A 13,023-nucleotide genomic window follows, 5' to 3' on the forward strand; every position below is an offset into this window, starting at 1 on the left:
TGGCTAAGGTCGCGAATGCGGGCGACGTCCCGCCTCGCGGCCATTCCGCCGTCGATGAAAAAGACCAAGAACAGGATCAACCTGCCATGTCGCAAGACAAACGACAGAACCTCCAGGACACCTTCCTGAACAGCGTCCGCAAGACGAAGACCCCGCTGACCATCTTCCTGGTGAACGGCGTCAAGCTTCAGGGCATCGTCACTTGGTTCGACAACTTCTGTGTGCTGCTGCGTCGCGATGGCCAATCGCAGCTGGTCTACAAGCACGCCATCTCGACCATCATGCCGTCCGCGCCCGTGCAGCTGTACGAGCCCGACGCCGAAGAAGACTGATTGACCTCCAAACTCATTGACCACGCCGTCCCGCTGATCCGGGCTGTCGTAATCCACCCCGACCGTCGCGGCGACAATGCGCGCCATGCTTCCGAACGTCTGGAAGAAGCCGTGGGCCTGGCCCAGGCGCTGGACCTTGACGTGCGGGCGCAGGAAATCGTGCGCCTGCGCTCCGTCACGCCCGCCACCCTGATCGGACGCGGCAAGCTGGAAGAGATTTCGGCCCTGATCCTGGCCGCCGACGCCGAGGCGGTCGTCATCGACGACCAGTTGACGCCGGTGCAGCAGCGCAACCTGGAACGTTTCTGGGACATCAAGGTCATCGACCGCACCGGCCTGATCCTCGAAATCTTCGGGCGCCGCGCCCGCACGCGTGAAGGTCGCCTCCAGGTCGAGCTGGCCCGGCTGGAATACGAACGCTCGCGTCTTGTCCGCACCTGGACCCACCTGGAGCGTCAACGCGGCGGCACGGGCGGCGTCGGCGGTCCCGGCGAAACCCAGATCGAGCTGGACCGGCGGATGATCGCCGACCGCATCGTCCGCCTGAAGGCCGAGCTGGAGGAGGTGCGCCGCACGCGCGGCCTGCACCGCAAGGCGCGCAAACAGGTCCCGTTCCCGTCGGTCGCCCTGGTTGGCTACACCAATGCGGGGAAGTCCACGCTGTTCAACCGGCTGACCGGGGCCGAGGTAATGGCCAAGGACCTGCTGTTCGCCACCCTGGACACCACCCAGCGCACCATCCGCCTGCCGCAGGGGCGTCCGGCCATCATCGCCGACACCGTGGGCTTTGTCTCCGACCTGCCGCACGAACTGGTCGAGAGCTTCCGCGCCACGCTGGAGGAGGTGGGCGAGGCGGACCTGATCCTGCACGTGCGCGACATCGCCTCGCCCGACAGCGCCGCCCAGGCCAAGGACGTCGAGACGGTGCTGGAGCAGATCCCGACGCCGGAAGGCAAGACGCGCCGCATCCTTGAGGTCTGGAACAAGATCGACCTGCTGGAACCAGAGACGCGGGAAACCGTGGTCGGTCAGGCCGAACGTCTGGCGCGCGAGGGATCGGCGGTGGCTGTGTCCGCGTGGACAGGCGAGGGGATCGAGGCGCTTCGCGAAACCATCGCCGCCTTGATCGACGACGACCCCGAGACGCAGCTTACGGTCGAACCGCATCGCGGCGACCTGCTGGCGTGGCTCTATGCCAACGGCCGGGTGACGGGGCGCGAGACGGATGATGACGGCCGGGTCCACCTGACGGTTCGACTGCACCCCGCCGCGCTAGGGCGACTTGAACGGCTGTATCCGGACGTGATCGACTGATCCCGTCATGCACCTGATCGAGACCATCCTCTTCCTGTTGCTGGCCGTGGTGCTGTCGGGATGGGTGGCTCGCATCACGCGCATCGCCCTGCCGCTGGTGCAGATCGCGCTGGGGGCCGGGGTGGTGCTGATCACCGGCGAGTCGGTCGATCTGAAGCCGGACGTCTTCTTCCTGCTGTTCCTTCCGCCGCTGCTGTTCGTGGACGGCTGGCGCATCCCCAAGGAGGCGCTGTTCCGCGACCAGGTGGTGATCCTGGAACTGGCGCTGGGGCTGGTGGTCTTCACCGTTCTGGGGCTGGGCTTTCTGATCCACTGGATGATCCCGACCATGCCCCTGGCGGTGGCCTTCGCCCTGGCGGCCATCCTGTCGCCGACGGACCCGATAGCCGTCCAGGCCATCGCTGGGCGGGCGCCGATACCCAAGCGGCTGATGCACATCCTGGAAGGCGAATCGCTGCTGAACGACGCCAGCGGCCTGACCTGCATGCGGATCGCCGTGATCGCGGCGACGACCGGCGCCTTTTCCCTGAGCAGCGCTTTTGGGACCTTCGCCTGGCTGGCTCTGGCGGGCGTGGCGGTCGGGATCGGCGTCACCCTGGCCATAGGGCTGGTAAAGGCCTTCATAAGCCGCCGCTGGGGCGAGGATGTCGGCGGCCAGATCCTGATCAGCCTGCTGATGCCCTTCGCGGCCTATCTGGCGGCGGAAACCATCCATGCTTCGGGCATCCTGGCGGCGGTGGCGGCGGGCGTGACCATGAGCTTCACCGAGCGGCAGGGGTCGGCCCTGGCCGCGACCCGCATTCGCCGCGCCGTGGTGTGGGACACGGTCCAGTTCGTCGGCAACGGCCTGATCTTCGTCATCCTGGGCGAGCAAATGCCCTCCATTATGGCGCGCGCGGCCGAGGTGATCCGCACGACCCAGCACAGCGAGCTATGGTGGCTGGCCGTTTACGTCTTCGCCATTGTCGCGGCCCTGGCGGCGTTGCGCTTCGTCTGGGTGTGGACCTCGCTGAAGCTGACCCTGTTCCGCCGCAAGGGCCGTCGCGCCCAGCCCAAGGTCGGTTTGAGGCTCGTGGCGGTCATGTCTCTGGCGGGCGTGCGCGGAGCGATCACCCTGGCCGGTATCCTGACCTTGCCCTTGTATCTGGGCGACGGGTCGCCGATGCCGGCGCGCAACCTGGCCATCTTTCTGGCGGCGGGCGTGATCATCGTCTCGCTGGTGCTGGCGACCATCGCCCTGCCGCGCCTGTTGAAGGGCGTCCAACTGCCGCCCGAGGATGACCATGAGGCCGAGGAAAACCGCTCTCGTGTCGCCGCCGCCTGGGCCGCCATCCGCGCCATCGAGGACGCCCAGCACTTGATGGCCGAAGGGAAGGCGGACCCCGACTTCTACACCGAAACCGCGACACGGGTCATGGAGGTCTATCGGCACCGTATCGACATGCGCGCCAGCATGGAGGATGACGCCGTGGTCCAGGCTCGCCGCTCCGATGACATCGAGCGCCGCCTTCGACTGGCAGGGCTTGCCGCCGAGCGAGAGGAACTGGTCCGCCTCGGCCGCCAACGGCTCATTGATGAAGAAACGGCCCGCAAGTTGATCCGCGAGATCGACCTGCAGGAGTTGCGCTACATCTAGCTCAGGCTCGCTCGGCCGCCTTTGCGGCGTCCCACAGGGCGTCCATTTCTGGCAGGTCGGACTGTTCCGGCGTACGGCCGTCCTTTTGCAGCTCGGTTTCAATAAACTCGAAGCGACGCACGAATTTGGCGTTGGCCGCGCGCAGGGCGTCTTCCGGTTCGACCTCCAGCTTGCGGGCCAGATTGGCGACCACGAACAGAAGATCGCCCAACTCCTCGCGCGCCTTCTCCTTGTCACCGGCGGCGATCTCGGCGCGTAGTTCCTGAACCTCTTCGGCCAGCTTATCGAACACCTCGTCGGTCGAGGGCCAGTCGAAGCCGACGCGGCCTGCGCGCTTGGTCAGCTTGGCGGCGCGGGTCAGGGCGGGCAGGCCGACCGGCACGTCGTCCAGCACGCCATGCTGTTCCTTGGCCTTGCGCTCGGCCGCCTTGATGTCTTCCCAACGGGCCTTCTGGGCCGGGCCGGTGGCCTTCGCGGCTTCTTCGCCGAAGACGTGCGGATGGCGGCGGATCAGTTTGTCGGCCATGGCATCGGCCACATCTTCCAGCCGGAAATGCCCGGCTTCCTCGGCCATGCGCGAGTGGAAGACGACCTGGAACAGCAGGTCGCCCAGTTCCACCCTCAGTTCGTCCATGTCGCCGCGCTCGATGGCGTCGGCGACCTCATAGGCTTCCTCGATCGTATAGGGGGCGATCGTCTGGAAGGTCTGCTCCACGTCCCAGGGGCAGCCGCCGTTCGGATCGCGCAGGCGAACCATGATCTCTTTCAGGCGGTCGACGGGGTGGGTCATTCAGGCGTGTCCGGCGTCTCTTTGCGCCAGGGCGGCGCGGATTTCATCGTGTCGCTGAGCGGTCAGGGGATAGCCCTTCAGCACCCAGGCGGTGGCCGCCAATAGCAGGCCCGGCACGGCGATGAACAGGATCTGCAGCATCAACAAGGAGAAGTCGCTGTTCCCCTCTGGTCCCGGCAGAGGTTTGAACCCGACCAGAGGCAGGATGGCGTAAGGCAGAAGCGCGAAGACGTGCCCCATCTTCGTCGTGGCCGACAGGATGGAGAACATCAGGCCGGTGCGGTCCACGCCCGTCTCCAGCCGCACCTCGTCGCCGGCGTCCGCCATCATGGCGCGCAACAGGAACAGACCGGCCGCATAGGGCAGGCCGGCGATGAACATGGCGACCGCCGTCAGGGCGAAGTTCCCGCCCGGAACCAAGGTCGCGCCGACGTAGAAGACGGCGAAGATCAGGCTGGCCACGGCCAGGGCGCGGTCCTTGCCGATCCGGGTCGCCAGCCAGGCCCAGATGGGCGCGCCCACCAGACCGGCCATGAAGTAGATCAGCATGAACAGCGACGCCTGGGTGTGGTCGTAACCCTTGATCTGGCCGAAGAAGAAGAACAGCAGCGACCCGGTGATGCCCGGCGCAATGCCCAGCAGCAGGTCAGCGATCAGCAGCTTGCGCACCGTCTTCATCCTGAACAGGGCCAGATAGGCGCGCGGGCCGCCGTGCGGCGCGGCGCCTGCGTTGACCGGCTCGGGCACGGCGACCATGGCCAAGCCGATGGTCAGGGGCAGGGCGATGATGATGGCCCAGCCCATGATATGCACCCCGTCAACGTAGTTCCCCAGGCCCGTCTTCACCACGATGGTCGGCAGGATCAGGATCAGGATCACGCCGATGATGTTGAACACCTGCCACCAGCCATAGACGCGGCTGCGCTGGTCGTACTGAGGCGCCAGCACGGCGGCCCAGCCCAACTGGCCCAGCGTTCCCATCGAGAAGCCGAGGTAGAGCACCAGCAGCCAGGCGAACAGGTAGACCGGCCCGGCGCCCGGCTGGACCGTCACGAACATCATCAGCGCCGCCAGCATCAGGATCGGCGTCGCCACGGCCATCCACGGGCGATAGCGGCCCAGACGCGTGCGGGTCCTGTCCATCCCCCAGCCGATAAAGGGGTCGAACAGGATGTCGATCAGCCGCACCGCCATGAAGACGGCGGCCACCATGCCCATCTCCATGCCGACGTGGGTGGCGTAGAATTCAGGCAGGGTGACGGGCAGGGCGACGCCGAAAGCCGCCAGCGGCAGGCAGGGCCCGGAAAAGGCGGCCAGGATGGCGTTGGAGCGGCGCGGCGCGTCGGGCGCAGCTGTGGCGGACGAAGGCGCGGGGGGTGCGGTCATGCGGTCACGGCCCGATCACGGCGCGAGTCGGCCGCAATCGTCACCATGCAGGTTTTCGACGCAGGCGCGAAGACCGCGAGAGGGGTTGCGGCGACTCTCATCCTGAGGCCTGCTGCGGGCATGTGGAAAGCGTCCGCCTTCGTTATCGCCGCCCTGGCCGCCGCCGTCGCCGGACAGGCTCACGCCGAGGCGCCGGAACCTGCACCGACCGCCCAGATCTGCGACCGGGCGCCTGGCGCCTGGGACGATACGGCCGAGGCGAACGCCATCTCCCTTTATGCGCTGGAATGGGTTCCTTTCGGGCCGTCGGAACTGGGCTGGGAAGTCTATGTGCCGCTGATCCAGCATGAGGTTGGCTCGCCCTGCGATCCGACATCGGCGGGTTTCGCGGAAGCCCTGGCCGCGTTCCAGGCGCGCTATGGACTGACGGCCAGCGGACGGTTCGACCAGGCGACGTTTCAGGTGTTGCGCGGCCTGTGGCAGGAGCGGCGGCCCTTCGTCATGGCGCGGGTGAGGGGGGAATGCCCTGATCCGCCGCCGGTGGCCGACCTGGCCTATCTGACGACCGGCGAGGAACATGCTGAACGTCTGACGCGCCTGCTGCGTCGCGATGTGCTGGAGGCCTATCGCGCGATGGCGGCGGCTGCCCGCGCCGAAGTCCCTGAGATCGCCGCCGAGCCGGAACTGTTGCGCGTCTTTTCTTCCTTCCGCGACCCGGAGGCTGACGCGGCGCGATGTGCACGTGACGGCAATTGCGACGGCCTGCGCCGCGCCGTCTGCTCGCCGCACCGCACGGGCACGGCGGTCGATCTGTATGTCGGCCACCTGCAGGGCATGGGCGTTGATTCCACCGATGTTCACAGCCGCCGCCACATGAGCCAGACCCCGACCTATCGCTGGCTGGTCAAGAATGCGGGGCGGTTCGGCTTCGTCCCCTATGTCTATGAGCCCTGGCATTGGGAGTGGGTCGGTCGATGATCCGCCCCTTGGCGCACGGCGAAGCGGCGCTGGCGCGCGAGGTGTTCGGACGCGACCTGCGGGTGGACGATATTCGCTTTCTGGGCTCGCCCTGGCCGTTCGATCGCGCCTTCGTGCCGGGGCGCTGGTTTGGACGTGACTGGATCGTCTGGCCCAGTGCGACGCTGGCGCCGGACCTGTCGCAGGCGCCGCTCAGGACGCAGGCGGTCTTCATCCACGAACTGGTTCACGTCTGGCAGGCGCAGAACGGCGTCAACCTGCTGACCGGCAAGCTGAAGGCGGGCGACGGGCCGGGCGCCTATGCCTATCCTGTCGATGACGCTTGCGAATGGATCGGCCTGAACATCGAACAGCAGGCCATGGTGGTCGAGCATCGCTTTCTGCTGTCGCGAGGCGCGCGGGTTCCGGGCGAGCCGGCGTTCTATCAGCGCATCTGCCCCATCGGCCTGGAGGATTCTTGACGGAGCCTCTTGCCGCTCCGGATAGAGCGCCTAGATTAGGCACCGACACAGTTGCTGTATAAGCATCGTATTTCACTCTCCCCGGAGCCGTAACGCCCAAGAAGCCGCACGGTTAAGATCATGCGCCAGCCCGCAGTGTTTTTTGGTCATGGTTCGCCCATGAACGCCCTAGGCGGTCCTTTCGCCGACGCCTGGCGGACCTTGGGGCAGGAGATCGGCAAACCGAAAGGCGTGGTCATGATCTCGGCTCACTGGGAGACGCAGGGTCTGGCCGTGACGGCGCAGGAACGACCGGAAACCATCCATGATTTCGGGGGCTTTCCGGCTGAACTTCATGCCATACAATATCCCGCGCCGGGGTCTCCCGCCTTGGCCAGCCGCGTGTCGGAACTGACCGGCGCCGTGCAGACAACCCAGTGGGGCCTCGATCACGGAACCTGGTCCGTGCTGGCGCACGTCTGGCCCGACGCCGACGTGCCCGTGGTGCAACTGTCGCTGGATCGCACCATTGACGCCCGTGGTCATTATGAACTGGCCAAGCGCCTGCGCCCCTTGCGGGACGAAGGCGTGATCGTCGCTGGTTCGGGCGACTTCGTGCACAATCTGCGGACGTGGAAGCGGGCGGGCGGCGAGCCGTACGACTGGGCGGTCGATTTCAATGAGGCGGTGAAACGCGCCTTCATAGCGGGCGACCATGACGCCCTGATCGACTGGGTCCATCTGGCCGAACAGGCGCAGCTCAGCGTGCCGACGGACGAGCACTATTTGCCGCTGCTTTATGTCGCCGCCCAGCAGGCGCCCGGCGAGCCCTTGAGCTTCTTCAATGACGTGATCGACGGCGGTTCGATCTCCATGACGGGCGTCCGGATCGGCTGACCGGACGCCGCGTCGCGCGTGTCAGCGTCGGCCGCCGCGCAGGGCGCTGTCCAGAGACCACGGCCCCGGTCCGGCGAAGACCAGATATAGGAAGACGAAGCAGTACAGGGCCGCCAGTTCCCCGCCGTTGTTGATGGGGTAGGGGCTCTGCGGCGCGTGCACCATCCAGTAGGCTGCGGCGGTGAAGCCGGACAGGATGAAGGCGGTCGGGCGGCTGAACAGGCCCAGCACCATCAGCACGCCGCCGACCAGTTCGATTGGTCCGGACCAGCCCGCCAGCGTCGACAGGTCAATCCCGCCGCCGCGTCCGCCGGGGGGAAAGCCGAGGACCTTCTGCGCGCCGTGCTGAAGCAGCAGCAGGCCGGAGACAAGTCTGAGAAGGCTGAGGAAATGCGGCTCCCAGCCGGCCAGGGATGTCGAACGTCGAGCCATGAAGTCTCCTCGGTCGTGGCGTCCCGAGAGCGGGACCGAACCGTCGAGGTTAGGACACTGGCGGCGAACGGCAAGCGCCTTGTCAGGCGCCCTTCAATTCCTCCTCGACCCGCTTCTGGATCGTCACATAGTCGGTCTTGCCCGTGCCCAAGACGGGAATGCTGTCGACCTTGATGATCCGCTTCGGCACGGCCAGTTCGGGCGCTCCGTTCTCGCGGGCCCACTCCGTCAGCTGGGCGTTCTCGGCTCCTGCGACGTCGGTGACTAGCACCAGGCGCTCGCCCTTCTTGCTGTCAGGGATGGCGACCACCGCGTGGTGGCCAGCCGGCCAGACGGCGCCGGCCATGCCTTCGACGGCGGTCAGAGACACCATCTCGCCGCCGATCTTGGCGAAGCGCTTCACGCGCCCCAAGATGGTGATGTAGCCCTCGGCGTCGATGTCGACGATGTCGCCCGTGTCGTGCCAACCGTCTGCCAGAGGCTCCAAATTGTCCGAGTCGTTCGGCGAGATATAGCCTTTCATCACGTTCGGGCCGCGCAGGAACAGGCGGCCGCCGACCGCAATGCCCTCGACCGGTTCGATCCGGTACTCCATGCCCGGCAGGATCTGGCCCACCGTGCCCGGCCGGTTGCGGTCGGGATGGTTCACGGCCACGACTGGCGCCGCCTCGGTGGCGCCATAGCCTTCCAGCAGTTCGACGCCGCCGAACTTGGTGTTGAACATCTGGCGCGTCTCGTCGCGCACCTTCTCGGCGCCCGCCACGGCGAACTGCAGCGTGGCGAAGTCGCCGGGCTCGGCCACGCGGGCGTACTGGTTCAGGAAGGTGTCGGTGGCGAACAGGATCGACGCCTTCACCTGGGGCAGCAGGTCGGTGATCTGCTTGGCGTGCAGCGGAGAGGGGTATTCAAACGCCTTCAGCCCCTGCAACAGGGGCAGCAGCACCCCGCCGGTCAGACCGAAGCAGTGGAAGGTCGGCAGCGGATTGAACATCACCCAGTCGGGATCCAGGTTGATGTGGGCCGCCACCTGACGCGCATTGGCGACCAGATTCTTCTGGCTGAGCACCACGCCCTTGGGTGCGCCGAAGCTGCCGGAGGTGAACAGGACCACGCCCGCCGAATCCGGATCGGTCTTCACGCGGAAGCGCTTGGGCGCCATGCCCGCGCTGAGGCCATACAGCTTGTCAGCCAGGCCGATGGTCTTGCGGATGTCGTCCAGCCAGACGATTTCGGAGACCTCGCCGAGGGTCTCCACCAGGTCGTCCAGCTTGGCCTGGGTCACGAAGCGCTTGGCCGACAGGATCTTCTTGACGCCTGCCGTCTTCAGCGCCGCCTTCAGATTGGCCTCGCCCGAGGTGAAGTTCAGCATGACCGGCACCCGGCCGAAGGCGTGCAGGGCGAAGAAGGTCACCACCACGCCCGCGCTGGACGGCAACAGCACGCCGACGCGTTCGCCCGGTTTTGTCAGTTTGGCGATCTTGCGGCCCAGCACGAAGGCGGCGCGGATCAGGCCTGTATAGGTCAGGGGGTGGCGATCCTGGTCCTCCAGAATCTCCTTGTCGCCGTAGCGGGCGCGCGCATCGACCAGCGCGTCGAACAGGGTCTCTTCATAGACCTTGGGGTCCAGGGCTGCCCGCAGCAAGCACGTCCTCCTTCGGAGGGCTCTAAAGACGGCCCTCTCGGTTACAAGAGGCCGGAACCTAGTGACGTAAGGTCTGCTTGAAAAGATGCGTAACGCCGCGTGAGGCTGTTCCGGCGTCGGACTGAAACGCAGTGTGCCTTGCGTTTGCACTACGGAAAGCCGACATAGCATCGGAAATCCGGCCGCCCTCGAAAACAGGATTCAGACCACCGACAATGGTCACGCTGATCGACACCTTGCAGAAGAAGCCGTCCGAGCTTCGTCACCCGGAAAAGCAGAACCGGCCGGATTCGGTCGTGCTGAAAAAGCCGGACTGGCTGCGCGTGAAGGCGCCCGGCTCGGGCCAGTATAACGCGACCAAGGAGATCGTTCGCTCCAAGGGGCTGGTGACGGTCTGTGAAGAGGCCGCCTGCCCGAACATCGGCGAGTGCTGGAGCCAGAAGCACGCCACCCTGATGATCATGGGCGACACCTGCACGCGGGCCTGCGCCTTCTGCAACGTCAAGACCGGCCTGCCGCAGCCGCTGGACCCGGAAGAGCCCGCCAAGGTTGGCCTGGCCGTGGCCCAGATGGGCCTGAACCACGTCGTCATCACCTCAGTGGACCGCGATGACGTGTCGGACGGCGGCGCCGCCCACTTCGCCGAAGTGGTGCGCCAGATCCGCCTGCAGGCGCCGAACACCACGGTCGAGATCCTGACGCCTGACTTCCTGCGCAAGGACGGCGCGGCCGAGGTGATGATCGACGCCACGCCCGACGTCTTCAACCATAACCTCGAGACGGTTCCGCGCCTTTATCTGAAGATCCGGCCGGGCGCCCGCTACTTCCACTCGCTGCGCCTGCTGCAGATGGTCAAGGAGCGCGACCCGAACCAGTTCACCAAGTCCGGCATCATGGTCGGCCTGGGCGAGACCAAGGAAGAGGTCATGCAGGTGATGGACGACATGCGGTCCGCCGGCGTCGACTTCATCACTATCGGCCAGTACCTGCAGCCGACGCGCAAGCACGCCCCGATCGACCGCTTCGTCACGCCGGAAGAATTCAAGGCCTATGAGGCGATCGCGCGGGCCAAGGGCTTCCTGATGGTGTCGTCCTCGCCGCTGACGCGCTCGTCGCACCACGCGGGCGACGACTTCGCCCGGTTGAAGGCGGCGCGCGAGGCTCAGCTGTCGTCCCGGAACGGCCGCTGATCCTTTGGCCGTCCATCGCGTAACGCGCATTCTGCCCTATGCGCCGGAACAGCTCGCCGCCCTGGTGGCGGACGTGCGCGCCTATCCCGACTTCGTGCCGTGGATCACCTCCATGCGCGTCTGGAACGTGCGCGACGAGGCGCCGGGCCTGCATCTGCTGGACGCCGAGGCCGGCGTCGGCTTCGCCTTCCTGACCGAGAAGTTCTCGACCTGGGTCCGCCATGACGTCCATGCGCCCAAGGTTGAGGTCGGCCTGATCCGCGGCCCGTTCAAACACCTGAAGAACCGCTGGGAGTTCCATCCGCACCCCCAGGGGACGCGCCTGGAATTCTTTATCGACTTCGCCTTCAAGTCGCGCATGCTGGACATGATGCTTCAGGCGAACTTCGACCGGGCGGTCGACAAGCTGATCCAGTGTTTCGAGGGCCGCGCCAAGGCCCTCTACGGCAAGAGGTAAGACCATGGGCGCGCCTTTCGACTTCGATGCGACGGTCGTGGGCGCGGGGGCTGTGGGGCTGGCCTGCGGACGGGCGCTGTCGCGGCGCGGCCTGACGGTGCTGGTTCTGGAGAAGGAGCCGCACATCGGCCAGGGCGTCTCCTCGCGCAATTCCGAGGTGATCCACGGCGGGCTGTACTACCCGACCGGGTCGCTGAAGGCGAAGTTCTGCGTCGAAGGGCGGCGCGCCCTCTATGACTTCCTGGAGAGCCGCAAAATCGATCACTGGAAGTGCGGCAAGCTGGTCGTGGCGACCGAGGAAGCCGAGGTCGAACGCATCGAGGCCATCTTCCAGCAGGCCGTGACCAATGGCGTCGAGAACCTGGAGCACCTGACCGGCGCGCAGGCGCGGGCGCTGGAGCCGGAACTGAGCGCCCACGCCGCCATCCTGTCGCCCGAGAGCGGCGTGTTCGACAGTCACGGCTACATGCTGGCGCTACAGGGCGAGATCGAGGACGCGGGCGGCTCGGTCGTCGTCTCGGCGCCGTTCGAAGGCGCCGAAAGCCTGCCGGTCGGCGGCTTTTCAATTCGCGTGGGCGGGGAGGGGGCGATGACCCTGACCAGTCGCCTTCTGATCACTGCGCCCGGCCTGTCGGCTCAGGATGTCGCGGCTCGAATCGAGGGCTATCCGACGGCGGATATTCCTGCGCGCCATCTGGGCAAGGGAATCTACTTCCGCCTGACGGGGGCGGCGCCGTTCAACCGTCTGATCTATCCGCCGCCGATTCCCGGCGCGCTGGGCACTCACTACCGCAAGGACCTGGGCGGGCAGGGCGTGTTTGGCCCCGATCTGGCCTATGTCGAGACTGAGGACTATTCCGTCGATCCGGCCAAGGCGGAAGGGTTCGCCCGCTACATCCGCCGCTTCTGGCCGGGCGTGACGATCGAGCGACTGACGCCCGACTACGCGGGCATCCGGCCCAAGCTGCACGGGCCGGGCGAGCCCCAGCCTGACTTCCAGCTTCACGGCGCAGCGAATCACGGAATCGACGGGCTGGTGGCGCTTTTCGGCATCGAAAGCCCCGGTCTGACCAGCTCGCTGGCCATCGGCGAGGCCGTGGCGCAAAGCCTGACGTCAAGGGTTTGACGACCATTGGAACTGACGGTTCCGAGGGTCTTGAAATCGGCTGCGTCTTCATGCATAAGCCCGGCCTCGCGTGGCGGCTCTTATCGGGGGGCCGCCGCTGTTGTTTTCGCGTCTTTACCGGCGCACCGACTTAGAGATTGAGACGGACATGGCCGTTCCGAAGCGCAAAACTTCCCCCTCGCGTCGCAACATGCGTCGCGCTCATGACGCCCTGGGCGCCAACACCTATGTCGAAGACAAGGACACTGGCGAACTGCGTCGTCCGCACCACATCGACCTGAAGACCGGCATGTACAAAGGCCGTCAGGTCCTGACCCAGCAGGAAGACTAAGTCTTTCGGGTCTGACCGGCTTCGGCCGGGCGAAAGTTTTGACGGCGCGCGATGACATCGCGCGCCGTTTTC

At 66.3% G+C, this 13,023-nt stretch carries 14 protein-coding genes; 10 read left to right on the forward strand and 4 right to left on the reverse strand.

The annotated features are described in order from the left end of the window. Window positions 1–86 precede the first annotated feature (86 nt). The 3 genes from hfq to PIB44_RS07790 are packed head-to-tail and all read left to right on the forward strand — an operon-like array spanning window position 87 to window position 3,282. A complete protein-coding gene (gene hfq, locus PIB44_RS07780) occupies window positions 87–332 on the forward strand; it encodes an RNA chaperone Hfq (protein WP_003164861.1) in 246 nt (81 codons plus the stop codon). After that, a complete protein-coding gene (gene hflX, locus PIB44_RS07785; protein WP_278068921.1) occupies window positions 333–1,646 on the forward strand; it encodes a GTPase HflX in 1,314 nt (437 codons plus the stop codon). It begins immediately after the preceding gene. A 7-nt stretch (window positions 1,647–1,653) separates the two neighbouring features. Further along, window positions 1,654–3,282: a Na+/H+ antiporter gene (locus PIB44_RS07790; RefSeq protein WP_278068922.1), complete on the forward strand. Its 1,629-nt coding sequence runs from the start codon at window positions 1,654–1,656 to the stop codon at window positions 3,280–3,282. A gap of 1 nt (window position 3,283) precedes the next feature. Here PIB44_RS07790 and mazG read toward each other — a convergent pair whose 3' ends face one another. Further along, window positions 3,284–4,072: a nucleoside triphosphate pyrophosphohydrolase gene (gene mazG / locus PIB44_RS07795; RefSeq protein ID WP_278068923.1), complete on the reverse strand. Its 789-nt coding sequence runs from the start codon at window positions 4,070–4,072 to the stop codon at window positions 3,284–3,286. Next, complete coding sequence (locus PIB44_RS07800) at window positions 4,073–5,458, reverse strand: MFS transporter (protein WP_278068924.1); 1,386 nt, start codon at window positions 5,456–5,458, stop codon at window positions 4,073–4,075. A 120-nt stretch (window positions 5,459–5,578) separates the two neighbouring features. Here PIB44_RS07800 and PIB44_RS07805 point away from each other — a divergent pair, with 120 nt between their 5' ends. From PIB44_RS07805 to ygiD, 3 genes are all read left to right on the forward strand, one after another. Then, entirely contained in the window at window positions 5,579–6,436 is an 858-nt protein-coding gene (locus tag PIB44_RS07805) for a M15 family metallopeptidase (protein WP_278068925.1), read from the forward strand. After that, window positions 6,433–6,897 (forward strand): NUDIX hydrolase, encoded by a 465-nt coding sequence (locus PIB44_RS07810; RefSeq protein WP_278068926.1) that lies wholly within the window; start codon window positions 6,433–6,435, stop codon window positions 6,895–6,897. The genes PIB44_RS07805 and PIB44_RS07810 overlap by 4 nt, the downstream gene beginning before the upstream one ends. Before the next feature lie 120 nt (window positions 6,898–7,017). Further along, window positions 7,018–7,773: a 4,5-DOPA-extradiol-dioxygenase gene (gene ygiD, locus PIB44_RS07815; protein ID WP_278068927.1), complete on the forward strand. Its 756-nt coding sequence runs from the start codon at window positions 7,018–7,020 to the stop codon at window positions 7,771–7,773. 21 nt (window positions 7,774–7,794) lie between these two features. Here ygiD and PIB44_RS07820 read toward each other — a convergent pair whose 3' ends face one another. Together PIB44_RS07820 and PIB44_RS07825 are read right to left on the reverse strand one after the other, a co-directional pair. Further along, window positions 7,795–8,205, reverse strand: a complete 411-nt coding sequence (locus PIB44_RS07820; RefSeq protein ID WP_025976997.1) for a DoxX family protein — start codon at window positions 8,203–8,205, stop codon at window positions 7,795–7,797. A gap of 82 nt (window positions 8,206–8,287) precedes the next feature. Next, window positions 8,288–9,844 (reverse strand): AMP-binding protein, encoded by a 1,557-nt coding sequence (locus tag PIB44_RS07825; protein ID WP_376787740.1) that lies wholly within the window; start codon window positions 9,842–9,844, stop codon window positions 8,288–8,290. 218 nt (window positions 9,845–10,062) lie between these two features. On the opposite strand from PIB44_RS07825, the gene lipA reads away from it, so the two are divergent. From lipA to rpmF, 4 genes are all read left to right on the forward strand, one after another. Continuing rightward, window positions 10,063–11,037, forward strand: a complete 975-nt coding sequence (gene lipA, locus PIB44_RS07830) for a lipoyl synthase (protein WP_278068929.1) — start codon at window positions 10,063–10,065, stop codon at window positions 11,035–11,037. Window positions 11,038–11,041: 4 nt separating this feature from the next. Further along, window positions 11,042–11,494, forward strand: coding sequence for a type II toxin-antitoxin system RatA family toxin (locus tag PIB44_RS07835; RefSeq protein WP_025977000.1), 453 nt, complete (start codon window positions 11,042–11,044; stop codon window positions 11,492–11,494). A gap of 4 nt (window positions 11,495–11,498) precedes the next feature. Then, on the forward strand, window positions 11,499–12,620 hold the full coding sequence (locus tag PIB44_RS07840; protein WP_278068930.1) for an NAD(P)/FAD-dependent oxidoreductase: 1,122 nt from the start codon (window positions 11,499–11,501) through the stop codon (window positions 12,618–12,620). 148 nt (window positions 12,621–12,768) lie between these two features. Further along, window positions 12,769–12,951, forward strand: coding sequence for a 50S ribosomal protein L32 (rpmF, locus tag PIB44_RS07845; protein ID WP_024352840.1), 183 nt, complete (start codon window positions 12,769–12,771; stop codon window positions 12,949–12,951). Window positions 12,952–13,023: the final 72 nt, after the last annotated feature.

Source organism: Brevundimonas sanguinis (assembly GCF_029636725.1).
Classification (GTDB): domain Bacteria; phylum Pseudomonadota; class Alphaproteobacteria; order Caulobacterales; family Caulobacteraceae; genus Brevundimonas; species Brevundimonas sanguinis.

What these genes read in the sequence shown, in the direction of transcription:
- hfq (WP_003164861.1), top strand. Translation starts at nt 87, where the DNA reads ATGTCGCAAGACAAACGACAGAACCTCCAGGACACCTTCCTGAACAGC.
- PIB44_RS07790 (WP_278068922.1), top strand. Translation starts at nt 1,654, where the DNA reads ATGCACCTGATCGAGACCATCCTCTTCCTGTTGCTGGCCGTGGTGCTG.
- mazG (WP_278068923.1), bottom strand. Translation starts at nt 4,072, where the DNA reads ATGACCCACCCCGTCGACCGCCTGAAAGAGATCATGGTTCGCCTGCGC.
- PIB44_RS07800 (WP_278068924.1), bottom strand. Translation starts at nt 5,458, where the DNA reads ATGACCGCACCCCCCGCGCCTTCGTCCGCCACAGCTGCGCCCGACGCG.
- PIB44_RS07805 (WP_278068925.1), top strand. Translation starts at nt 5,579, where the DNA reads ATGTGGAAAGCGTCCGCCTTCGTTATCGCCGCCCTGGCCGCCGCCGTC.
- PIB44_RS07810 (WP_278068926.1), top strand. Translation starts at nt 6,433, where the DNA reads ATGATCCGCCCCTTGGCGCACGGCGAAGCGGCGCTGGCGCGCGAGGTG.
- ygiD (WP_278068927.1), top strand. Translation starts at nt 7,018, where the DNA reads ATGCGCCAGCCCGCAGTGTTTTTTGGTCATGGTTCGCCCATGAACGCC.
- PIB44_RS07820 (WP_025976997.1), bottom strand. Translation starts at nt 8,205, where the DNA reads ATGGCTCGACGTTCGACATCCCTGGCCGGCTGGGAGCCGCATTTCCTC.
- lipA (WP_278068929.1), top strand. Translation starts at nt 10,063, where the DNA reads ATGGTCACGCTGATCGACACCTTGCAGAAGAAGCCGTCCGAGCTTCGT.
- PIB44_RS07840 (WP_278068930.1), top strand. Translation starts at nt 11,499, where the DNA reads ATGGGCGCGCCTTTCGACTTCGATGCGACGGTCGTGGGCGCGGGGGCT.
- rpmF (WP_024352840.1), top strand. Translation starts at nt 12,769, where the DNA reads ATGGCCGTTCCGAAGCGCAAAACTTCCCCCTCGCGTCGCAACATGCGT.